The 23,344-nt window shown below is 35.1% G+C and carries 24 protein-coding genes; 16 read left to right on the top strand and 8 right to left on the bottom strand.

The genetic code is table 11. The features are described 5' to 3' along the window. Positions 1-5 precede the first annotated feature (5 nt). A complete protein-coding gene (locus BR43_RS09980; protein ID WP_034561640.1) occupies positions 6-1,151 on the bottom strand; it encodes a cystathionine gamma-synthase in 1,146 nt (381 codons plus the stop codon). A 12-nt stretch (positions 1,152-1,163) separates the two neighbouring features. Next, positions 1,164-2,075 carry a PLP-dependent cysteine synthase family protein gene (locus BR43_RS09975; RefSeq protein WP_034561638.1) on the bottom strand — a complete coding sequence of 304 codons (912 nt, stop codon included), beginning with the start codon at positions 2,073-2,075 and terminating at the stop codon, positions 1,164-1,166. Positions 2,076-2,312: 237 nt separating this feature from the next. Here BR43_RS09975 and BR43_RS19585 point away from each other — a divergent pair, with 237 nt between their 5' ends. Further along, the gene (locus BR43_RS19585; protein WP_084679892.1) at positions 2,313-3,089 is read left to right on the top strand and encodes a DUF695 domain-containing protein; all 777 of its coding nucleotides are present in this window, start codon (positions 2,313-2,315) and stop codon (positions 3,087-3,089) included. 82 nt (positions 3,090-3,171) lie between these two features. Here BR43_RS19585 and BR43_RS09965 read toward each other — a convergent pair whose 3' ends face one another. Beyond that, positions 3,172-4,122 carry a 1-phosphofructokinase family hexose kinase gene (locus BR43_RS09965; RefSeq protein ID WP_034561636.1) on the bottom strand — a complete coding sequence of 317 codons (951 nt, stop codon included), beginning with the start codon at positions 4,120-4,122 and terminating at the stop codon, positions 3,172-3,174. A gap of 27 nt (positions 4,123-4,149) precedes the next feature. Next, positions 4,150-4,905: a DeoR/GlpR family DNA-binding transcription regulator gene (locus tag BR43_RS09960; RefSeq protein ID WP_034561634.1), complete on the bottom strand. Its 756-nt coding sequence runs from the start codon at positions 4,903-4,905 to the stop codon at positions 4,150-4,152. A 249-nt stretch (positions 4,906-5,154) separates the two neighbouring features. Between BR43_RS09960 and BR43_RS09955 the strand changes: the two genes are divergently transcribed. Genes BR43_RS09955 through BR43_RS09935 form a run of 5 tightly spaced genes read left to right on the top strand, consistent with a single transcriptional unit; the run spans position 5,155 to position 8,363 of the window. Beyond that, on the top strand, positions 5,155-5,649 hold the full coding sequence (locus BR43_RS09955) for a PTS sugar transporter subunit IIA (RefSeq protein WP_034561631.1): 495 nt from the start codon (positions 5,155-5,157) through the stop codon (positions 5,647-5,649). Beyond that, entirely contained in the window at positions 5,634-5,936 is a 303-nt protein-coding gene (locus tag BR43_RS09950; RefSeq protein WP_034561630.1) for a PTS sugar transporter subunit IIB, read from the top strand. The genes BR43_RS09955 and BR43_RS09950 overlap by 16 nt, the downstream gene beginning before the upstream one ends. 37 nt (positions 5,937-5,973) lie before the next feature. Then, on the top strand, positions 5,974-7,335 hold the full coding sequence (locus BR43_RS09945; protein ID WP_034561628.1) for a PTS galactitol transporter subunit IIC: 1,362 nt from the start codon (positions 5,974-5,976) through the stop codon (positions 7,333-7,335). Continuing rightward, entirely contained in the window at positions 7,335-7,589 is a 255-nt protein-coding gene (locus tag BR43_RS09940) for a hypothetical protein (RefSeq protein WP_034561626.1), read from the top strand. The genes BR43_RS09945 and BR43_RS09940 overlap by 1 nt, the downstream gene beginning before the upstream one ends. A 21-nt stretch (positions 7,590-7,610) precedes the next feature. Further along, positions 7,611-8,363, top strand: coding sequence for a class II aldolase/adducin family protein (locus tag BR43_RS09935; RefSeq protein WP_034561624.1), 753 nt, complete (start codon positions 7,611-7,613; stop codon positions 8,361-8,363). Between the two features lie 125 nt (positions 8,364-8,488). Here the strand turns inward: BR43_RS09935 and BR43_RS09930 are convergent, their stop codons facing one another. Next, positions 8,489-8,824, bottom strand: coding sequence for a DUF1622 domain-containing protein (locus tag BR43_RS09930; protein WP_034561621.1), 336 nt, complete (start codon positions 8,822-8,824; stop codon positions 8,489-8,491). Positions 8,825-8,968: 144 nt separating this feature from the next. On the opposite strand from BR43_RS09930, the gene BR43_RS09925 reads away from it, so the two are divergent. Further along, positions 8,969-9,289, top strand: coding sequence for a MazG nucleotide pyrophosphohydrolase domain-containing protein (locus BR43_RS09925; protein ID WP_034561615.1), 321 nt, complete (start codon positions 8,969-8,971; stop codon positions 9,287-9,289). Between the two features lie 81 nt (positions 9,290-9,370). Next, positions 9,371-9,814, top strand: coding sequence for a hypothetical protein (locus BR43_RS09920; protein WP_034561613.1), 444 nt, complete (start codon positions 9,371-9,373; stop codon positions 9,812-9,814). Positions 9,815-9,901: 87 nt separating this feature from the next. Here the strand turns inward: BR43_RS09920 and BR43_RS09915 are convergent, their stop codons facing one another. Continuing rightward, entirely contained in the window at positions 9,902-10,837 is a 936-nt protein-coding gene (locus tag BR43_RS09915; RefSeq protein WP_034561612.1) for an NADP-dependent oxidoreductase, read from the bottom strand. Positions 10,838-11,241: 404 nt separating this feature from the next. Here BR43_RS09915 and BR43_RS09910 point away from each other — a divergent pair, with 404 nt between their 5' ends. After that, a complete protein-coding gene (locus BR43_RS09910; RefSeq protein ID WP_034561610.1) occupies positions 11,242-11,760 on the top strand; it encodes a PTS sugar transporter subunit IIA in 519 nt (172 codons plus the stop codon). 43 nt (positions 11,761-11,803) lie between these two features. Beyond that, complete coding sequence (locus tag BR43_RS09905; RefSeq protein ID WP_034561609.1) at positions 11,804-12,640, top strand: PRD domain-containing protein; 837 nt, start codon at positions 11,804-11,806, stop codon at positions 12,638-12,640. 85 nt (positions 12,641-12,725) lie between these two features. Here the strand turns inward: BR43_RS09905 and BR43_RS09900 are convergent, their stop codons facing one another. Next, the gene (locus BR43_RS09900; protein ID WP_034561608.1) at positions 12,726-14,261 is read right to left on the bottom strand and encodes a lipopolysaccharide biosynthesis protein; all 1,536 of its coding nucleotides are present in this window, start codon (positions 14,259-14,261) and stop codon (positions 12,726-12,728) included. Positions 14,262-14,553: 292 nt separating this feature from the next. Here BR43_RS09900 and yycF point away from each other — a divergent pair, with 292 nt between their 5' ends. The 6 genes from yycF (at position 14,554) to BR43_RS09870 (ending at position 22,201) form a co-directional block, all read left to right on the top strand. Then, positions 14,554-15,261, top strand: coding sequence for a response regulator YycF (yycF, locus tag BR43_RS09895; RefSeq protein WP_034561605.1), 708 nt, complete (start codon positions 14,554-14,556; stop codon positions 15,259-15,261). 6 nt (positions 15,262-15,267) lie between these two features. Next, positions 15,268-17,103, top strand: coding sequence for a cell wall metabolism sensor histidine kinase WalK (walK, locus tag BR43_RS09890; protein WP_034561599.1), 1,836 nt, complete (start codon positions 15,268-15,270; stop codon positions 17,101-17,103). After that, positions 17,100-18,449 carry a YycH family regulatory protein gene (locus BR43_RS09885; protein ID WP_034561597.1) on the top strand — a complete coding sequence of 450 codons (1,350 nt, stop codon included), beginning with the start codon at positions 17,100-17,102 and terminating at the stop codon, positions 18,447-18,449. Before walK ends, BR43_RS09885 begins: the two co-directional genes overlap by 4 nt. Continuing rightward, positions 18,439-19,350, top strand: coding sequence for a two-component system regulatory protein YycI (locus BR43_RS09880; protein ID WP_034561595.1), 912 nt, complete (start codon positions 18,439-18,441; stop codon positions 19,348-19,350). Before BR43_RS09885 ends, BR43_RS09880 begins: the two co-directional genes overlap by 11 nt. Before the next feature lie 161 nt (positions 19,351-19,511). Continuing rightward, positions 19,512-20,324 carry an MBL fold metallo-hydrolase gene (locus tag BR43_RS09875; RefSeq protein WP_034561592.1) on the top strand — a complete coding sequence of 271 codons (813 nt, stop codon included), beginning with the start codon at positions 19,512-19,514 and terminating at the stop codon, positions 20,322-20,324. A 719-nt stretch (positions 20,325-21,043) separates the two neighbouring features. Further along, positions 21,044-22,201 carry a S1C family serine protease gene (locus BR43_RS09870; protein WP_425393650.1) on the top strand — a complete coding sequence of 386 codons (1,158 nt, stop codon included), beginning with the start codon at positions 21,044-21,046 and terminating at the stop codon, positions 22,199-22,201. A 58-nt stretch (positions 22,202-22,259) separates the two neighbouring features. Here BR43_RS09870 and BR43_RS09865 read toward each other — a convergent pair whose 3' ends face one another. Next, a complete protein-coding gene (locus tag BR43_RS09865; RefSeq protein WP_084679890.1) occupies positions 22,260-23,186 on the bottom strand; it encodes an alpha/beta hydrolase in 927 nt (308 codons plus the stop codon). Positions 23,187-23,344: the final 158 nt, after the last annotated feature.

The following is a 23,344-nucleotide window of genomic DNA, read 5'->3' as shown; positions in this document are numbered from 1 at the left end:
CAACCCTACATACTTGCAAGCGTCAAGGCTTGCAGTAAATCTTCCGTCAAATCTTCAATATCTTCTAAGCCAACAGATAGGCGAATTAATTCATCTTTAATTCCAGCTTTAAGACGTAATTCTTTAGGAATAGAGGCATGTGTCATTACAGAAGGAATTTCAGCTAGACTTTCAACAGCGCCAAGGCTTTCGGCTAAAGTAAATATCTTTAAGCTCTCAACAAATGTTGCTGGTGATAGTCCTTCATTCAATTCAAATGAAACAATTCCGCTATAGCCAGTCATTTGTTTTTTTGCAATTTCGTGTCCTTGGTGAGTTGGCAAACCGTGATAGTACACCGTTGCTACACTTGGATGTGTACTTAATAAGTTGGCAACGGCCATCGCATTAGTAGACAATTCTTCCATACGAATGCCTAACGTTTTAATGCCTCTTTGTAATAACCAACTATCTTGTGGTCCCAAAACACCGCCAATTGCATTTTGTAAAAAGCCGATTTGTTCTGCTAATTCAGGTTTATTAGTTGTCGCTAATCCAGCAACAACATCACTGTGTCCACCTAAATACTTCGTTCCACTATGAACAACAATATCAGCGCCTAACGTTAAAGGTTGTTGGAAGTAAGGTGTTGCAAAAGTGTTATCAACAATTGTTAATAAGTCATTTTCCTTGGCTAATTTCGCAATTAAACCAATATCAGAAATTTTTAAAAGTGGATTACTTGGAGATTCCAAATAAACAGCTTTAGTAGCAGGTTGAATCGCTGCTAAAATTTCCTCTGGTTTGCTGGTATCAACAATGGTAAAGGCTAAACCTTGTTTCTTTAATACTGAATTTAAAAGCCGGTATGTTCCACCATAAACATCATCACCCAGAACAACATGATCTCCTTGTTCAAATAAAGAAAATACCGCATGAATCGCAGCCAATCCTGATCCAAAGGCAAAACCTTGTATGCCTTCTTCTAAATCAGCAATCAATTCTTCTAGTGAAAATCGAGTAGGATTGCCAGAACGTGAATATTCATAGCCTTTATGTTTGCCTACTTTTTCCTGTGCATACGTGGATACTTGATAAATGGGTACACTTAACGCTCCTGTATAGTTATCGCGACTAATGCCGCCGTGAATTAATTTGGTTTTCATTTTCATGAGAAAACCCTCCTATCGGTATATTTTTTGACTCATATAACGTTCGCTACTATCTGGAAAGACCGTCACAATGTGACTTCCGGCAGGCAATAAAGCCGCCTCTTTCAGACAGGCTGCAAACGCAGCTCCGCTAGAGCTACCGATAAAAAGACCTGTTTGTTTAGCAAGTTCTTTTACATAATAAAACGCATCTTCATCAGAGATGGTGTAAATTTCATCAAATAATTGTGGATTTAAAAATTCTGGGATAAATTCCATTCCAATGCCTTCTGTATCATGTCCATGAAGGGGTCCACCATTTAAGATCGAGCCTTCAGGTTCAACAATACATGTGCGAATTTCTGGCATTTTTTCTTTTAAATAGCTAGCTGTACCAGCGAATGTTCCGCCACTACCAGAACCAGCTACAAAAGAAGTGAAAGGTTCTGGATGATCCTGAAGTAATTCAGGTCCCAATGTTTCATAATAGGTTAGTGGATTGTTTGGATTCTCAAATTGCATCGGTACAAAACTGTTTGGAATAGATTTCGCCAATTCTTGTGCCTTTGAAATCGCTCCTTGAATTCCATCTGCTGTAGGAGTATGAACAAGTGTTGCACCTAGAGCTTGCATTAATACTTGTTTTTCCACGCTGAATTTTTCAGGTACTACGAAGATAGTCTTCAGATTGTATTTCTGTGCAGCTAAAGCTAGGCCAATACCTGTATTGCCAGCAGTAGGTTCAATGATAGTAGACTCATTATTTATGAGTCCATCAGCAAAAGCAGTATCTAACAATTTCATTCCTAACCGATCCTTAACGCTCCCGCCAGGATTATAAAATTCCAGCTTAGCGAAAATCTTCGTTCCCGTTGGCAAATCAAACCCTTGGATATTAAGTAAGGGTGTGTTACCGATTAAATCGTGAATGGTGTGGAAAATCATCCCATCTCTCTCCTTTAAATAAAGTACTAACTATTATTGATTTAAAGGATCAAAATAGTTAAGGAGAATTATAGAGTACTTTCTTTAAATAATCAACATATAAACGTTATTTTATTAAAATTGGTATAGTTGTTAATCAAAAAGTACTAGAATAAAATACAAAATAGTTCATTAGAAGCAACAAAAGATATGCTATGATAGATAAATACTATAAATTAAGTAAGAGGAGTGAAGATTATGTTATCTGATAATTGGGAAGTTTATATTTCAAAAATCGATGATATTCCAACTGTCATTCGGATTAATATGGATGCGAAAAAGACAGGGTTTCCAGAGCGATTCCCAGAATGTATGATTTTAACGTTAACTGTCTTAGAGCAAGTGGAAAATGGTTTTCCAAGTCCACAAGAACTAACAAGATTACAAGAAGTAGAGCAAGCAGTGAGTGATGTGATAGGTGAGGAAGGAATTTTGCCAGTCAGTCTAACTAGCCAAGATGGAACTAGAGATTTGATTATGTTTACCAATCAGCCTTCATTTTTATCGACTAGAATTAGCAATCGACTTGAAAAATTAGAGATGACGGCTGAGATGTATCAACTAGGCTCACCTAGCAACTCAGATGATGCGTGGGCATGGTACGATTTTGTATATCCGACTGAACGTATTTTAACGTATATTAAAGGACGAAATTTAGTAGCTCATCGTGAAAAATCAGGAGATGTATTAGAAATACCTAGACCAATCGATTATTTTGCCTATTTTGAAACAAAAGAGGATGCAGCAAGTTTTGCTCTAGTTGTAGAGGCGGATGGTTTCACGATTATTTCAGAGGATAAAGTAGGAGAACCTGAAGGTAAGGACAACTATTTAGTGAGCATTCAACGAGTAGATATGCCTACGTATGATGTCATGAGTGATATCGACTATATGTTATATGATGTTGTTTCCTTCTACCAAGGTCGTTATGACGGTTGGGGTGCAAATGTGATTCAGGATGATTCTGCACAATAATAAGTAAGCACGTAAAGAAATTCAATAATCAATTGTTTCTCATTTGGTATTATGAATGAGGTCACTTGATTATTGAATTTTTTTAGTTTATTTTTGTGATTTTGATTTGTGGCAGTAACGCTCGAACATTTTCTATCTGAATGAAGCCAACCGCAGTTTCCATTGCATTAGCAATTCCACAAGCCATGCCGTATTTTAAAGTTTCTTCGATTGGCAAGCCTTGATCTAATCCATATGAAATCCCACCAACCGTGGCATCACCAGAACCTGTTGGATTGATCAGCTGAATCTTGGGGATTTTCAAATCATAAAGAGTATTTTGATGACGAACAATTCCGCCTTCTCCGCCACAAGACACCATCAATAAAGGAATATCGTTTAATCCAGGGTAATCTAAATTTTTGATAACGTCAGTTTTGTTTTTGATATCTTTAGAGATTAATTCTGCTAATTCGTGAATGTTGGGTTTAATAAAGTAGGGTTTTTCAGTAGAATGTAAAACATTTGCCAATTGTTGACGTGAGATGTCCGCTAAGATTTTAATAGTTGGACTTAACTGAACACGTAAAACGTCAATGATTTCTTTGTAAAAAAATTCGTTTTCAGTATTAGCAGAACCAGACAAGCAAATAGTTTGAATAGTTGGATTCGCTGTACAAATATCTAAAATATCCTGGATAATTTCGTTTTCTATTAAAGGTGAGATTGGTGGTCCTTCTTCCACCATTTCTGTGTGACAGTTGTCATCATGCATAATCGTGACAGCATTTCGTGTTTCACCTGGAATCTTTTTGAATTGAGTTGTAAATTTTTCAGATTCCAGTAATTTTGCGACATTTTCTCCATTCATGCCAGCTAAAACACCAGTTACAATTACCTCTGATCCTAAGATAGCGGAGGTTCGTCCTGAATTAATCCCTTTTCCACCAACAACCCGCTTAGGATTTTCAAACCGATTTAAGTGACCTAATTCAAAGTGGGATGTTGTATAAATATAATCCATGGACGGGTTCAAAGTGATCGTTAAAATCATGTGATAAGCTCCATTTCTATTGGGAAATTATTTTTTGTTCAGTAACGGTACATATTGATTGTAGTAATTAAATGTTTCAGAATCAATCTGGTCATCCGTAATCACGTAATCCAGATCACTTAGATGATAGAGTGTATAAACATCGGAAACATTGAATTTTGTGCTATCGGATACTGCAATTTTGACTTTTGCGTGGGCAAAGGCTGCTTTTTGAACACTTCCTTGTAGATGATTGGAAGTAGTCAAGTTATTATTATAGATTCCGTTTGTTGCAGCAAATGCAATATCTAGATTCAATGTATCAAATGCACGTTCTGCATGCTCCCCGATAAATTCTTCAGTAGCAGGAGCATAATCACCACCAGTTAACAGTAATTTATAGTCTGTATTTTGAACTAAATAGTTAAAGGCGATCAAGCTATTAGTGACTACAAACAAATCTTTTTTATCGATAAAAGGTAGGGCATAAAGAATTGTAGTTCCAGCTCCTACATAGACAACATCGCCATCTTTAATCAGTGTATTCATGACTTTTCCAATAAATTCCTTGCGATCTTTGTGTAAATTGATTTTTTCACTAGTTGTTAATTCTTTATCTTTAATATCGATTTTTTGAATCCCACCATACAACCGAATTAATTGATTTTCTTCTCCTAATTCATTCACATCTCTGCGGATGGTCATGCTAGAAACATTCATTGCTTCTGCAACATCGGCAACCGTCATAAAGTTACGTTCATCAAGTAATCGTAGTATTTCTGCGCGTCTTTCAGCTTTTAACATAGCGTTCTCTCCTAGTTCTATCATTGTTGTGAAATTATGTTCAACTTTGTTCATTCTATATCTAGTATATAGTGCTTTAAATGAAAAAACAACCAAAAAGTTTAAATTACTCTTTAAAAGAAAGCGTTGACAAAAATAAATGTAGCGTTTATTATAGTGATGTAGAACAAAGTTGAACAATATATTATAAATGTTGAACAATTTTGATTTGCAAAATAAAACTATATTTTAGATTTGGGAGGTAGGTTAATGACCATAAAAGAAATGTTTCAGCAAGAGTTAATTGATTTGCAAGTACAGGCAAACTCTGAGGAAGAATTATTTAAAATCGTTGCAGCAAGACTGTTGGAGCTAGATTATGTGTATCCCGATTACGTCGCTGGAATCACAACGCGAGAGCAAGAATTTCCAACGGGGTTGATCACGCAGTATTTGACTATCGCTTTGCCACATTCAGATACACAATATGTCAAAAAGCCATTTATTTACATTGTACGTTTGCAGGAACCGGTTTTAGTAAGACAGATGGGTGACAATCAGGAAATGCTGGTTAAGGATATATTCTTTTTGGGCATTAAAGAACCTACTAAACAAGTTGGTCTATTGCAATTATTAATGACATTATTTCAATCAGAAGAATTTGTAAGGGCTTTAAAAAATGAAGAGAGATGTGAAGAAGTCTATACGTTATTTGTAGAAAAAGTAGCTGAACTAGAGGAGGAAGAATTATGTCAAAAAAATTAATCGTAGCTTGCGGAAGTGGAGTTGCAACCAGTACAACTATTGCTGAAAAGATTAAAACGAAATTTGAGAATGATGGAATTGATTATCCGGTGGAAGCGGTTGATTATAAATCCATTATGAATGAATTGCCAAGTGCTAGTATCTATGTATATATTGCGCAACCAGATGTTGAAGTTCTTGAGCGAGCAGCAGAGCTGACAATTCCGGTTTTTGCGGGAATTCCATTTTTAACAGGTATGGGAATGGATGCTATTTATGAGGAGATTGTGAAGGAAACAGAGAAGTGAAAGCTTGGTCAAATAAATGAAAAGTTAGGTGGAAAAGATGGCGATTTTTCAGTCGATTATTAATTATATTCTAAATCTAGGTTCGGCGATTTTTGTACCTTTAATTATTTTACTATTAGGTTTGGTTGCTGGAATGAAATTTAAGAAAGCTTTTATGTCCGCTATTACATTAGGGATTGCGTTCACAGGAATGAGCATGGTTATTGGTTTTATGTCGGATGCTGTTGGTCCAGCTTCGGAGGCTTTAGCAAAAAATACTGGAATTCGTTTGCCAGCATTGGATTTAGGTTGGACGGGTGCAGCAAGTATTACGTGGTCATGGTCCTATGCTTTTGTATTTTTTATTGTAGTTATTGGGGTTAATTTTTTAATGTTAGTGTTTAATTTGACGAAAACGTTAAATGTGGACATGTGGAATGTTTGGGGCAAGGCGCTAACTGCCTACCTTGTTTATTTTGTTAGCGGAAGCTTAATTGCAGGATTTGCTACAGCGATTGTCCAGATTATTTTGGAATTGAAAATGGGGGATATGTTCCAACGACATATTCAAGATTTGACTGGGATTCCTTTGGTAACGGTAACTCATTTAATGAATATTTCCGCAGTCTTGTTATTGCCGTTTAATTTAGTGATGGATCGCATTCCTTTCTTTAATAAACGGGCAGATACAAATGCATTGAAAAAGAAAATTGGTGTTTTTTCTGAGAATTCAGTAATGGGCTTTATCATCGGATTGTTGCTAGGGTTAGCGGCGGCATATGGCATTTCAGGTTCGCTAAATTTGGCGATTCAAATTGCGACAGCGATGGCGTTATTCCCAATGATTTCTAAGATGTTTATGCAGTCGTTATCACCTTTGGCAGATGCCATGTCAGAAATGATGAAGAGGCGCTTTAAAGATCGTGAAGTTTATATTGGTTTAGATTGGCCGATTTTAGCTGGCCGTTCAGAAATTTGGGTAACAGCGATTCTATTAGTTCCTGTTTTTATTGGCTATGCCATGATTCTTCCAGGAAATGCAGTTTTGCCACTGGCGGGAATTATTAACTACTCGATTGCAGTTGGTGGCTTGTTATTGACGGGTGGAAATCTTTATCGAATGCTGACGTTAGGTGTTATTTCAATGCCGCTTTACTTGTATAGTGCTACTTATTTAGCGCCAGTTTTAACAGGGTTAGCCGAAAAAACGAAAGCTGTTGAGATTGCTAAAGGTCAACAAATTACATGGTCTTCGATTGAGGGGCCAGAGTTTCGGATTTTATTTGCAGAGATGTTTAAGGGGAATTTCTTTGCGCTAGCTGGGGTAGTAGTCTTTATTGGTTTATTTGTTGGTTTGTATCGTTATATGACTAAAGCTGAGGTTCCTAGCAAACGTTACAGTGAAGATGGTGCGGTTTAATGGAGAATCGGGAAAAAACAAAATGGTTTAGTCTTTTAATGATTGCAATCTTGTTATTTATTGTCGCATTACTGACTCAATTATATGTATTGAATTTGATTGTGATTGTTTTGGCGGTGTACATCTATAAATATGGGAATCCAGTTTTATTTAAAGAGTACGATGCTAAACGTAAAGTGCAGTATCAACAGTATCAAACTGTTCAAAAAGCAGCACAGGAGAGCCTACGTCAAGGATCTATCTTTAAAAAATAGAGAGAATGGGGATGTTTAATAATGTCAGATGGCAGAATTATATTTGAGCGAGAAAGAGAAGATATGGCCAAGATTATTCAATTAATTTTTGATCGGAAGAACACCAATGTTGCTGGGGGGAATTTCTCATTTAAAGTAGTCGATGATGTGGGTAAGGAATACATTATTATGACGCCAACGATGATGTCGGAGGCTTATCTAGGTAGAGTGACACCTTCGCAAGTTTTAGTAGTGGAGCCGCATACGCGTAAAGTGATTGCTGGCGAAGGGAAGTTGACGCGGGAAATTAATTTGCATGAAGCGGTGTATGATGCTAACCCTGAAATCAAAGCAGTTTTACATGCTCATGCACCTAATAGTATGTTCTGGGCGACTAGTGGCTTGGATATGCCGAATTTAACTGAAGCAACGCAAAAAGTTGAATACATTGAAGTTTTGCCCTTTGAGCCAAATTGCTCGGAAGAATTAGCAGAGCTGGTCAGTAACCATATTAAGGATAATAACTTAAAAGTCCCTCATGAATTGTTATTGAATAGCCATGGAGTGTTGATTAATACAACGGGTGATACGGGAATGATGGCGATTCATAAAGCGTTATCGATTTTGGATACGGTAGAATGGAATGCCGAGATTGCTTATAAACAAACGTTATTCCAGAAATTAGATTTACTGGATGGCTACTATTCTAAAGGTGTAAAAGTGGGTGATTTAGCCGGATTGGTCGACCGTCAGCCGATCTGGAATAAAGTTGTTGCAGATAATGGTGGGGATTAGATAGAAGTTTCTCTTGATACCTGCAGAGATAAGCAAAAACGGTTGAAGAGATAAAAGTAGTCAGTGCAGATAATAAATAGAAAAACTGTGCTAAACTCAAGTTTATTCTTGGTTTAGCACAGTTTTTATTCTTTCATCACCTCAATTTCTTTTGTTAAGAAGTAAGAAATCACTGTACGAATAATGACGATGGATGCCAAAATCAGTAAGTCTTGAATAGAAGGATTCAAAATAGATTCAATAATATCCGCCGCAATTAAGACTTCAAGTCCAAATAAAATATAAGAGCCTAAGTGATTTTTAATAATATTATTTCGCTGAATGGTGTCAGTTCGGTTTTTAGTACTAATTTCAGATTTTAAAAAGTCATAAAATGCCAGTAAAACACCCCAAACAATAATTAAAATAGAAACAGTATCTAGAAAGAAAATTAAGTATTTTAATAAATCAGTAATTGTCATTTTTTTCACATCCTTATTTTTTTAGTTCACTTAATTTTACTATGTATTTCAGAAAAAGTACAAACCAATCGTTTCAGAATTTACATAAAGTGGCGATGGAGCTATACTTATTAAATCAGAAAAAAGTGTAGAAGGAGAGAGAATATGGAAATTACAGAATTTCAAGAATGGGTGCGGGATTATTACTTAGCGAGAGGATGGAGTGATTTAAATATATTTGTCAGGATTGGTTTTTTATCAGAAGAAACTGGCGAAGTAGCACGGGCAATTCGAGCGATTGAGATTGGGCGGGATCGTCCAGATGAGAAGCAACAAGATATGGCTGAGCTAAAGGAGAATCTAAAAGAAGAACTAGGCGATGTCTTAGGGAACTTATTAGTGATTGCCAATAAGTATGATATTTCTTTAGAAGATATTTTAATTGCACATAAAGAAAAATTAAGTCAACGATTTGAAAATAATTAAAATTTTTAGACCTTTAATGCATATATTTTATTGTGACTGCTCTTTTTAAAGTACTATTGGAAATAGATAGGAGTGAGAGTTATGAATCATTTATCAAATGAATTACCAGGACGTTGGCTCATTAAGGCGACAAACTTTCCTATGTGGTTATCGGGAAAGCGCCAGCAGCCATCTATTACTTATGGATTAATCCAAACTAATCCACTAGTCTTATCCGATTTAGTTGAATACCAAAGCAACAGTGGAACTGTAAAATCAATTAAAGGGATTGATAAAGTGCATCAGGATGGATTTAAATGGCGTGGAAATGGGATATTAAAAGTATTAAGCAGTCAATGGCGTATTTCTGGTATGGATGGCGATATTTTAGTTATTCGCTTTAAAGCTTCCGCGTTAACTCCTGCTGGGATAGATATTTTAGTGCGTGATGGTGTTCAAATTCCAGATATACAACAAAAAATTGCGAATAATTTAACAAAATTTAATTTGAATGAAGCCGATTTTCAAAGCTTGATTTGGTTATAAGTAGTTAAAATCAAATTGCTTCACATGAAACATTTTTGATAAAAGTCTCTAGTTTCATGTGAAGTTTTACTTAGCTTTAAATCAATATTAGCGAGCTTTTAAGAGGATTTTACCCGCTATAGTTTTAGTGTCAATAGCTTGGTGGGCTGCTGCAACTCCAGTTGCAGTTAAAGGAAATACTAGAGCCGTTTCCATAATTAGACCTTTTCGTTGATAAAGATCAGTTAGATAATTCAACGCTTTATTTGTGGTCATTTCTTTTGTTCGTTGAAGGCTAGCAATGGTTACTTTCTTAGTGGGAACTGACTTAGGAATAGCCGTTAATGAAAGATAATAACCGCCATCTTTTACAAGGTTTAGCCCGTCTTTAGCTCCTTTTCCACCAAATGAAGCATCAAAGACAAAATCACCTTGATTTGCTAAATATTCTGGAATGTTTTCTTCGTCATAAGCCACAAATTCATCTGCTCCAAGAGAGAGAACAAACTCACGATTTCGACTATTCCCTGTTCCAATTACGTTGAAACCATAATCTTTAGCAATCTGAACAGCAATACTTCCGACAGCACCAGAAGCACCTTGAATAATCAATGTATTGCCAGCTTGAATTGGAGCAAACCCGGTCATTGCCCAAAAGGCGGTTACGCTAGCAGAAGAAAAGCCAGCAGCCATTTCTAGACTCATTGTTTCAGGTTTGGGAATAGCTAATTTATGAGAAACAGCTACAAATTCAGCATAACCCCCAATAGAAGGTGTGGCGATGACAAGTTCACCTATTTTGAAGTCCGTCACGTCTGACCCCATTTCTACAACCTTACCAAGAAGGTCAGATCCTGGAACTATTGGAAAGTCTATTGGGCGAATGTCTTTCATAGCACCGCTACGCAATAAAGCATCATAGGGATTGACACCAGCCATCATCGTTTTAACTAGCAGCTGGTTTTTCTTATAGATAGGAGTATCTTTTTGAATTTCTTCAAATACATCAGGTCCACCAAATTGATTAAAGCCAATTGCATACATTTGAATTCCTCCATTACTTTTAGTTGATTTTATCATAACAAATAACTTCAGAAGAAACGACAATTTGGCTTCTGAATTAAGAACTCAATTCAAGCAAATTAGGAGGTCTTTTGATAACAACGTGTTATACTAGCTAAATAATATATAACAAGTAATTAATATTCTATTTGGCTTTATGATGTTTTATTAAGAAATAAGAAATATAGTTGATTTTTCCCCGTGTGAAGCATAAAATAGAGCCTATAATTCAAAATTAAACGAATAGTTTAATTTGTTTTCATGTGACTAAATAAAATTAGGCATGATAAAAGTATTCTCTATTTATGTGGGCGAAAATTCACCTAAGATAGTGATTCCTTTTGTCGTGCTTTTTTAGGATTTTAAAATTGAAGGGAGTTTTCAAAATGGGTTTATTTTTTAATAAGAAGAGTAAGGAAGCAGTAGTTCAAGAAGCAGGTGTAAATGAAGAATTAGTGGCGGTAGCAGATGGTAAGATTTTACCAATCTCAGAAGTTCCTGATCCAGTATTTGCTGAAAAAATGATGGGTGAGGGTTATGCAGTTGATCCAACATCTGATATTATTGTTGCGCCAATTGGTGGCAAATTAGTTCAAGTAGCAGATACATTACATGCTTATGGAATTCAATCAGATAGTGGTGTAGAAGTGTTAGTTCATGTTGGATTAGACACAGTAAACCTACAAGGAAAAGGCTTTGAAGCAAAAGTCAAAATCGGTGATACTGTCAAAAAAGGTGATCCATTAGTGAAAATTGATCGTGAGTATTTAATCGCGAATGCACCAAGCATTATTATTCCAGTAATCGTAACAAATGGAAATATTGAATCATACAACTATGACTTTAAGGGTGCAGGAAGTTCTGTAGCTGGAGAAACAGTAGCAATGGTTGTTTCTAAAGCGTAATCTATTTGTCCCCTTTGAGTGATTTAAGGAGCAGATGAACGAATTGAGAATAAAAAAAGTATTTAATCAAAATGCTGTTCTAATTGTCGATGGTCCACTTGAAAAAGTGGCTATCGGCAAAGGAATTGGCTTTAATAAAAAGAAAAATGATTTAGTTTTTGAACGAGATATTGAGCAGATGTTTGTGATGGAGAATGAACAAGAAAACTTTCAGCAACTTCTAGCACAAATAGACGAAGCTTACTTTTTTGCTTCGGAACGAATTATTGAGTACGCAGAACATGGATTAAAAGAAAAATTAAATGAACATATTCATGTGGCTTTAGCAGATCATATTGCTTTTGCAATGGATCGATTGAAAAATGGCATTATTGTACAAAATAAATTACGTAAAGAAATTGAGGTTTTGTACAGTGAAGAATTCTTAATTGCAGAATGGGCAATTGAATACTTATCTTCACAATTTAGTGTTACCTTTACTTTAGATGAAGCGGCATACATTTCCATTCATATCCATGGTGCGAGAACAAACAAACATGGGAATTCAAATAGTATCCGTGAGATTACAATGGTTTCGGAAATGGCACGAGTAGTTGGAGAAGAACTGGATTTGGATTTTAATAAAGCGGATATGAGCTTATCTTATTCACGTTTAGTTACGCATTTGCGGTTTGTATTAGAACGTTTTTATACAAACAAATATCATACAATGGATCAACAAGTTTTGGCTATTATAAAAAAGCAATATGATAGTAGTTATCAAATTGCATTAAAAGTGGCAACAATGATGAAGCAAGACTTCAGTGTTATTTTGCCTGATGATGAATTAGGCTATATTACGATTCATATTGAACGTTTAAGTGGCTTGAGAAATCAATAAAACCGAACTATTTCAGGTCTTTAAACCTTAGATAGTTGCGGTTTTTTTCTGTAGGAAAAGCGGTGATTATTTCCCAGGAAATAGTTTATTTTTTCTTTTTTAGTAAAGTGGCTAAAATTAGTTCTTTAGAATCGTGATATTTTTTCGATTTCCGATAAACTAAAATAGCTAGGCTATTGGGAATAATGAGACAAACCACCCCTAATAGTAGAAAGGTTAGCGTAGTTGCTGGTAGCCAAATATAAAGTAAGACTTTTGCCAGATAAATAAGTAAAGCGCTTAGTAACATAACAGCAGCATAACCAAAGAATTCCTGATAATACAGACGTACATTTTTGTTAAAGATGCCTTGATAAATAATTCTAGGTAAAATAACCAAATCTTTTAGTAAATAGCAAATGGTTGTTGCCAAAAATATGCCGATAATTCCTATGAAATGATTGAAAATAACTGCTAATCCAATCTTTAAAAAAGCATATAAAATGTAATAATATTGATCTGGCTTAAACAAGCCGGCGGCACCACGAATAGCCCCGTTAATAGTCGTGATACTGGCAATTGAGAAATTTAAAACAATTATTAGGACGATCCAGTTATTAAATAGAAAATTTTCTCCCAACCAGATAGTAATAAAGGGGTTGAATAATGCCCAAAGTGTAACAGTAGCGAAGTTTACAATGACAAAGTTAATAAAATTTGCCATGCGATATGTTTCAAACAGTCGTGTTAGCTTTTTTTCAGCTAATAAATGTCCAAAACTAGCACTGATACCACTAGAAAATTGAGTAATTAAGTTTAATAAGGTTGTACTAATTAAAGTATAGTTTGAGAAAATACTGACCCAGCCTAGATTATAAAATGCATTGATTAAAATGTTATCTAACCCAACCATAATGAAAGTGCCAATTCGATGAAAGGCTAGGGCTTTTGTATTTTCAAGCAGGTTAGCTTTTACATCAGGTTGGAGTGTACTGTTTTTTAAGGATTCTAAATAAGGATATTTTTTTTGAATAAATATTGAGAGGAAAAAGTTCTCAATAAGACGTAAGAAAATATCAACAGCTAAAAAAAGAATGAAATTTTGTGTTTTCATAATAATCATGATTTGCAGTAATCCGCGAATCACAGTATAGACGGTATCTGCGATTGTGGCGAAATAACCGTTTTGATCCGCTGTAAGCAAGAGTCTCTTGTATGTAAATAAGTAAGAACTCATGGTGCTTAGAATAAAAAGAGTAAACACTGTTAGAATGTAACTTTTGCTAAATCCATAAGTACTTCCAACTAAACTAGGAATGAAGAATGCTAATAGACTACCCAAAATTCCAATAACGCCAATAATCCAATAATATATTTTTTTATAACTATTTAAGAGTTGATTGATTTGTGAGTAGTCATGAGTAGCTAAAGGTTTATAAAGGCTGAACAAAAGGCTACTTCCCAAACCGAGTTCTACTAAGCTAAGCATAGCTACTAGGTTACTGAAGTAACTATTTAAACCATTAGCATCATTGCCTAAGTAAGAAATGAAAATTTTGCGAGTGGCGAAACCTAATAGGACAATCACAATTTGTGAGAGAATGCCAATAGAGATATTTATTGCTGATTTTTGAGCTTTCATAAGGCACTCCTTTCCAAATCTAGCTATTAGTGTAACAAATAAAACTTAAAGAAAAACTAAGTCAAAGAAAGCTTATGTTTTTCTTTAAATAGTTGAGTTATAATGAAAATTAAATAATGGTTGATATTGTTTGTTAAGAGCCAGGATATGTTACGTCAACAAAGGCTAACATTTCCTTAACTCATAAAGTTTTGCACTTAGGGCATCCGTTAGGTTATAATGGAAGTTAGATGCAGTTTATTACCCCTTATATGAAAAGAAATGTTTTATTGAATCCAAGGAGGGTTACAATATGAAAAAAATATTAGTAGTAGATGATGAAAAACCGATCTCGGATATTGTGAAATTTAACTTAACTAAAGAAGGATACGAAGTAAGCACCGCTTATGATGGTGAAGAAGCTTTACAGATGGTTCCAGAAGTTGAACCTGACTTAATTATATTAGATTTAATGTTGCCAAAAATTGATGGGCTAGAAGTTTGTCGTGAAGTTCGTAAAAATTATGATATGCCGATTATTATGGTGACGGCAAAGGATTCTGAGATTGATAAAGTCTTAGGTTTAGAATTAGGTGCCGATGATTATGTGACGAAACCTTTCTCTAATCGCGAATTAGTTGCTCGAGTGAAAGCTAATTTAAGACGTCATGGGAATGCAGCAGCACCAGTTGTGGAAGAAGACGAAAATAATGAAATCGAAGTGGGTGCTTTAACGGTTCATCCCGATGCTTATATTGTCTCAAAACGTGGTGAAAAGATTGAATTAACACATCGTGAATTTGAATTGCTGCATTATTTAGCGAAACATTTAGGTCAAGTGATGACTAGAGAACACTTACTGCAAACGGTTTGGGGCTATGATTATTTTGGTGATGTACGAACGGTTGATGTAACTGTCCGCCGTCTTCGTGAAAAAATTGAAGATAACCCAAGTCATCCAGGTTGGTTAGTAACTAGACGTGGTGTTGGGTATTATTTGAGAAATCCTGAACAGGAGTAAGCTTTTATGACTAAGCGTATCAAATTTTACCAATCGATTCATTTTAAAATCGTTGTTGTTTTTGTCTTCTTGTTGATTGTTGTGCTAGAGATTATTGGTGCTTATTTTGTTGGTCAATTAGAATCAAAAATGGTGCGTGTTTTTAAAGATGATATTACCGAAAGAGTGAACTTTTTAGGCACAAATTTACAGCCTATTTTAAAAAATCCAGATTCTAAAACGTATCATGATGATATTAATCGATTAGTTAGTGATTTTTCTCGTAAAAACATCTCTAAAACCGAAATTATCGATATCGACAATTACATTGTGGGAACCAACTCAAATCCTAATGTAATTGGTCGTATTTCAAAAGATACAGATATAAAACAAGCTTTAGTGATTGGCAAACAAGTGGAGCGACCCTATCCAGATGATAATAATAATCGTGTGTGGAAAGTAGTTACTCCGATTGTTTCAGATGAAGGGAAGATTCTGGGTTTTATTAGCGTGGAGAGTAATATTGAGTCTGTTTATGAACAGATTAGTAGTATTACAGAGATATTTTTTAAAGCCTCTATGATTGCAGCCGCAGTTACGATTATTTTGGCGTTATTTATTTCCCGGGCAATAACTAAACCTATTTCCGAAATGAAAAAACAAGCAATTCAAATGGCTGAAGGAGATTATTCAGGTCAAGTAAAGATTTATGGTCAGGATGAACTTGGTCAGCTTTCCTTAACAATCAATGATTTATCTACTAAAGTTGAAGAAGCACAAGAATCGACTGAAGCAGAACGTCGTCGTTTAGATAGTGTTTTAGCTCATATGACAGATGGTGTTATTGCGACGGATAGACGTGGAAAAGTAGTGATTATTAATGAAACAGCATCAGTTTTATTGAATGTTAGTCAAGATTTAGCTGTTGGGCAATCCATTTTAGAAATATTGAAAATTCAAGACCATTTTACATTAAGACAACTATTAGAAACGCAAGAAGAGTTAATTTTAGATTTTTCAACTGATTCTAATGAGGTGACTTTACGTGGTGAATTCTCTTTAATCCAGCGAGAAACTGGTTTTATTAGTGGGCTAGTCTGCGTTTTACATGATATTACAGAGCAAGAAAAAATTGAACGAGAACGTAGAGACTTTGTATCAAATGTATCCCATGAACTTCGTACGCCTTTAACAAGTATGCGTAGTTATTTAGAGGCTTTGAATGATGGTGCTTGGAAAGATCCTGATATTGCACCACGCTTCTTAGCAGTTACTCAAGAAGAAACCGATCGTATGATCCGAATGATTACTGATTTATTGAACTTATCACGGATGGATTCTGGTAAGGACACATTTGAACTTGAATATGTGAACATTAATGAGTTATTTAGTCATGTCTTAAATCGTTTTGATATGATGCTTCAAGCAGCGGATGCTGATCGACCAGTGAAACCTTTTAATATTGTGCGTGAATTTACAAAGCGTGATTTATGGGTAGAGGTAGATGCAGATAAGATGATTCAAGTTTTAGACAATATTATGAATAATGCAATTAAATATTCTCCATCAGGTGGAACGATAACTTGTCGTTTGCTGGAAACACACAATAGTATTGTTATTAGTGTGACTGACCAAGGCTTAGGCGTTCCTAAAAAGGATATTCCTCATGTTTTTGATCGCTTTTTCCGAGTAGATAAAGCTCGTGCGCGTTCAATGGGTGGGACAGGTTTAGGTTTAGCAATTTCTAAAGAAGTTGTCCAAAAACATGGTGGGAAAATTTGGCTGGAAAGTATTGAAAATGAAGGGTCAACCTTCTTTATTTCCTTACCTTATGTTCCGTATGAGGAGGATGAGTGGATATGAAATTAGCTTATTTTATTCGAGCTTCTTTACTGATTTTAATGATATCAAGTCTAGGTTTAACTTGGGCTATTTGGACTTTGCCTAATAAGGTTGAAAATCGAAATAATCTAAATGGCAATAAAACAGAAACAAATACTACTTTGAGAGAAAATGATGTTTTTTCTCCATTTCAACTAGTTTATCACGATGAAGCGGTAGCGAAAAGTACCACGAATGCAGATTTACTAAATCGAGTTGAAAAAGAATTAGATTCTTGGCGTTTTACGAATATTCAAGATTATCGAGTGTTAGGAGATAGTTATTCAGCTAAATTAAATGAAGCGAATACGTTGGAACTGGTTTATCCGGTTGCACGGCCATTTATGACAATTACAAACTCCTTTCAAAAGTTAGCTAGTAACTACAAGAATCAAAAGTTTCAACGAATTTTAATTCCTTTAAATGATTCTAAGGAAGTTTATTTCTTTAATGATACAACAGCTACGATGTATAGTAGTGAGATTGAAGGATTTAATAAGAAAGATTTATTGGATATGTTGGATTCGAGCGAACGCCCGTTGGTAGAAGTTAATTTACAAAAGTTAGCTGAAAGATATGTATATCTACCGAAAGAGGCTGTTGGTTTATCCAAATTAACCTATATTTCAGAATTAAAACCGAGTATTGATATTCGTAATCGTTTGTTTGACGATTTATCTGAGATTACAAGTTCTACCTCTCAGGATAAAAACTTTGAACAGTATTACGATAATGTTAGTAAAGTTAGTATTAATAAAGAAACACATATTTTAACATATAATCGCAGTAGTACTAGTGTAAAAATGAATATGCAAGATGTTTTAAAATACAGCTTAAGTGAGTTACAGGATTTTGATATTTGGCCAGGTCGAACTAGATTCTTCCAATATGACGAAGGTAAACAGCAAGTGATTTATCGTCGCTATATTGAGGGGTTGCCGATTTTTGGTGATGGCAATCTGGAGCATGACTTTGGAGCTACCTATCTAACCATTACTAAAGATGGTACATTATCACGTTTACAAATCCCGCTAAATGTGGCACAAACACCAATTTATTCAAAAATGACAGAAAAAAAATTAGCAAGTGGTTCTGAGTTATTAGCTTATCTAGTAACGTTAGGCTATCAAGCTAATGAAATTGAAGACATTCAATTAGGTTATGCGTGGACAACTGCATCTGATTCAGGTGCTATTGAAAACGGGGCCAATGCTGATAAAATTGTTGAATTCGTTCCTAGCTGGTATATGTTAATTAAAGGGAATTGGTATAACGTAGCTGAACTTTCTGCTAAAGATGAGGAGGGGAATCGCGACAATGGACTTTAAACGAATTGAATTGATTTTTTTATTGACCTTTCTTTCTCTAAATATCTTTTTACTGTATTCCTATTTTGGAAAAGCAGATACGCTATCTTATGAAACGGCAGAGTCAGCCAATTCGGTGCCTTTTGAAGAAATGAAAAAAGACGGAATTAAATTTGATGAAAAGAAATTTTCAGATGAAAAGCTGTTAGTTCCATATGTTAAGGCAAAAAATGAAAATTTGTTAAAACAAAAAGTAGATTCATTGCCTAAAGATTCTGGCATCCAGATGGAAGACGATAAGCGTACATTATATCGTTCCTTATCCGAACCTTTAGAGATTTTTCCAGATGATAAAAAGTTTGACAGTAAAAATATTAAGAATTATGCAGAAAAATTAGATGCGTATATTTTAAATCAAGGAATTTTCTTTGGCGATGAATATACATTCTTTAAATATTCTGCGACTCAAAACTCAATTATTTATACACAGAAGGCAAAAGGTTTTAGAATTCTTGATGGAACTGGTCGAATTACTTTCCATCTAAATGGTGGAAACGTAATAGCGTATGAGCAAACTTACGCTGGGAAAATTGAAGTTACCGGAAAAAGTCGGAATTTAATTTCTGAGAAAAATGCGATTGAAGCTTTGTATCAAAATAATGAGCTGATGCAAGGGAGTGTTATCTCTGAAACTCCAAAATTAGGCTATTATCAAACCTTGTCTTTACCGAAAGACGGAGTTGGGATTTATGGTCCAGTGTGGTATGTTGTTTTCAAAAATGGTAACGAGGAAAAAATTCGTTTAGTGAATGCAATTGATGGTTCGATTATTAAAAACAATACCAAAATAACTACGGGTGAAACGGATTCTGAACAAACGAATGGCTCAACTAAACAAGAGGATATTATTGAATTAGAATAGCAAGATTTTTAAAGATTACATTGCCAGATTGAAAGATTCTTGGCAGTGTAATTTTTTCACAATACTCTATTTTTATTTATTAAATTTGAAGGAGCTGGGCTTTTATTCTCATCTTATTTGTTGTAAAATGGGATGGATGATAGAGGAGGCCCTACTATATTATGATTACAGAAAGTACAGACGCGTTAAAAGTCAGCATTCTTGCTAGCGGAAGCTCGGGGAATGTTACCTATATAGAATCAGGGAAGAAAAAATTACTAGTAGATAGTGGTTTAAGTGGTAAAAAAGTAACTGAATTATTGAAGCAGATTAATCGTGATATTGCAGATGTTGATGGAATTTTAGTCACTCATGAACATCGTGATCATATTCATGGTGTAGGGGTTTTAGCCCGCAAATATAAAATGGATGTTTATGCTAATGAGAAGACTTGGCAAGCAATGTCTCCAATTATTGGTGAAGTAAAAAATGAGCAAAAGCATATCTTTGAGATGGGAACTACGTTATCCATTGGTGATATTGATATTGAAAGTTTTGGTGTTTCTCATGATGCAATAGCTCCTCAATTTTATTCTTTCCATAAAAATAATAAGCGCTTTGCAATGATTACGGATACTGGTTATGTAAATGATCGTATGCGTGGCGTTGTTGAAAATGCAGATGCGTATCTCTTTGAAAGCAATCATGATTTAGAGATGCTACGAATGGGCGCGTATCCGTGGTCATTAAAGCAACGTATTTTAGGCGATAAAGGGCATCTTTCCAATGAAGATGGAGCAATTGCAATGGCCGAAGTTTTAGGTAATGCAACAAAACGCATTTATTTAGGACATTTAAGTCGTGAGAATAATTTGAAAGAGTTGGCTCATATGACAGCTGTGAATATTTTAAGAGAAAAAAATACTGGTGTTGAGGATCAATTTGAAATCTATGATACAGATCCTGATAAAGCTGCACCGCTATTTATTGTTTAAATTAAATGAAAACAAAGTAAACAAAGCATCATTTAGTTTACTTTGTTTTTTTATTTTAAATTAAACGCTTGATTCCCATAAAAAATTCAAATTTATGGTAAAATGATTATGAAAAGGATAAGATTTTATCCCAATATTTTCATAAAAAATTCAAATTTAACTAGTAAACTAAGAAGTATAGAAAAGCAGTCTAAAATAATAACGAGGTGAATGATAAAATGAGATATGATGAAAATGGAAAATTAATTTCAAACGAAGAAAGTCATGCAGTTGAGCAAGAATTTTCAACAGAAGATTTGGCAAGTTCAGGCATGACCAATGAAACTTTTGATGAATATACAAGCGAAAATGAAATGAATCACCCGGAAGAAAAAATTGTAGCAGAAAGAAAAGAGTTAACAGATGCATTAAATGAAGAGAGTATCATAGAAGAACCAATCATGCCTGTAGCAAGTCGTGCAGTTGAAAATGCAGTACCTAACATACCAGTAGAGCCAACGGTAGCACCAACTGAAAATCTGAGACCAGAGCCTGTTGCGCCAGTAACACCTGAAAAGATGGAAACTCGTAAAAAAACAACACAAAAACCAGCAGGAACAGTTGGTGGTGGTGGAAATGGAAGACCTCCTAGAAATGATAATGGGAATCCACAACCTCCAGTACCTAAAAAAAGCAGCTTTAAGAGCGGATTAGTCGGCGGTTTAGTTGGTGGATTAGTGATGCTTCTAGTGGGTGGTGGTGCTTTCTATGGATACACTCAAACTCAAGATAATACTGGAAATACCAATACTGGCACTGTAAACACTACAAAAAATGTCAAGACGACAAACGTTTCTGCAAATGTTACAACGGATACAACCGAGGCTGTAGCTAAAGTTGAAGATTCAGTTGTTTCAGTTATTAATATGGCAAGCTCACAAAATGGAATCTTACAAGGAAATTCTGGTGATAACTCAGGTGGTTCTTCATCTGGCTCCAAGGATTCTAATCTACAAACCCAAAGTGAAGGTAGTGGGGTTATCTATAAAAAAGATGGTGATACAGCTTATGTTGTAACGAATAACCATGTAATTGATGGATCAGATGCTGTTGAAGTCCTATTAAAAGATGGAACAAAAGTTGCAGCAAAAATAGTTGGATCAGATGCATGGACAGATTTAGCTGTCTTATCAATTCCTTCTAAAGCGGTAAAAAATATAGCAACATTTGGTAACTCTGATAGTATCAAAGTTGGAGAAACAGCTATTGCAATAGGTTCACCTTTAGGTACGAACTTTGCAACTTCTGTAACTCAAGGAATTATCTCAGCTAAAAACAGAACTGTGGGAATGGACATCAATGGTGACGGTGTAGAAGATTGGGACATGACTGCCATTCAAACGGATGCAGCAATTAACCCTGGTAACTCAGGTGGAGCTCTAATCAATCTTGCTGGGCAAGTAATCGGGATCAATTCAATGAAAATTGCACAAGATAGTGTTGAAGGAATTGGATTTGCCATTCCAAGTAACGATGTTGTAAAAATTATCAATGAATTACAAACAAAAGGTAAAATTGTTCGCCCAGTATTGGGTGTTGCCTTAAGAGATTTATCTCAAATTTCTGCACAACAACAAAAGAGCGTGCTTAATTTGCCAGATAATGTGACAGAAGGCGTTGTCGTTACTTCTGTTGAAAAAAATTCTGCAGCTGCAAATGCAGATTTAAAACAATATGATACAATTGTTGAAATTGCTGGCGAAAAAGTTAAAGATAGTATTTCACTACGTAAAGTGATCTATAATCAAAAGGTTGGCGATACAGTAGAGATTAAATACTACCGTGATGGAAAAGCTGCAACAGCTAAGATAACGTTAACTGCGGCAAATAGTCTTTAATATTTAAAAATAGTAGTAAGCTGATAGACATTCAGCTTACTACTATTTTTTTGTCTAATTATTGTGGCAAATGCCGACTTAGCCAATCTAAAATATCTGCGTACACTAATGATGCGTTTTCTTCCATTAAAATCTCATGTCGCATTTCAGGATAACTGCAAAAAGTAATATCGCTGAACTGCATTTCTTCCAGTTCGTGGAAAACTTTCCGAATTCCCTTACCCATATCACCAACGGGATCATCTTCACCAGAAATTACTAAAATTGGCAACTTCTTAGGAATAGTTTTTGCCCAGCCGGCTTTTGTACCAGCATTTAGTAAAGAAAATAAAGTCAGAAAGCCATTATTTGTAAAGATAAAGCCAGTTTGATGATGATTCTCATACCATTTTACATTTTCTTGATTCTTGCTTAGCCAATTAAAGTCAGAATCCCCTTCAACAAAGTAAGTTTTGAATTTGCCAAATGCTAGCTGATCTACTAAGGGGTTTCGCTTATGAGGAGCTACTCGATTTAGGACTTTGAGAAGTGGTAAAAGGAACTCTAATTCTGGTTTTGGTCCGCTAGTTCCCATTAAAATTGCACCGTCAACGGAATCTCCGTACTTCTGCAAATAATTACGGACAATAAAAGAACCCATGCTATGACCCATTAAAAAATAAGGCAGAGTTGGATAATCAGCTTTTACCAAATCATGTAGCGCTTTGATATCCTCAACAATGTGTTCCTTGCTGTTTCCATCTGAAAAGTAACCATAATTATTGGGATGTCCAGCAGAACGTCCATGGCCTAAATGATCATTTCCAACAACGAAGAATCCTTGCTTTGCTAAAAATTCAGCGAAATTCTGATAACGTTCAATAAATTCAGCCATTCCATGACTAATTTGCAAAATCGCAAGGGGATCAGTTTCTGGTTGCCAAGAAGTGGCAAAAATTTCATTTTGTCCACTATTTGATGGATAATGTAGTTCTTCTTTTAGCATAATAAAAACCACCTTTTCGTAAAAATGTCGTTAGGATAATTAAATTGTATCATAATTAAGTCGCAAAAGATAAAGCGTGGAGTGCAGAAAAACTTTTCCACAAGTAAGAATTTGGCGAAAAAAATCATGTGGATTTACTAAGATGTGGATAATATTAA

It is taken from the genome of Carnobacterium gallinarum DSM 4847 (assembly GCF_000744375.1).
Taxonomy (GTDB): Bacteria; Bacillota; Bacilli; order Lactobacillales; family Carnobacteriaceae; genus Carnobacterium; species Carnobacterium gallinarum.
This window is presented reverse-complemented; position numbering and strand designations above follow the sequence as displayed.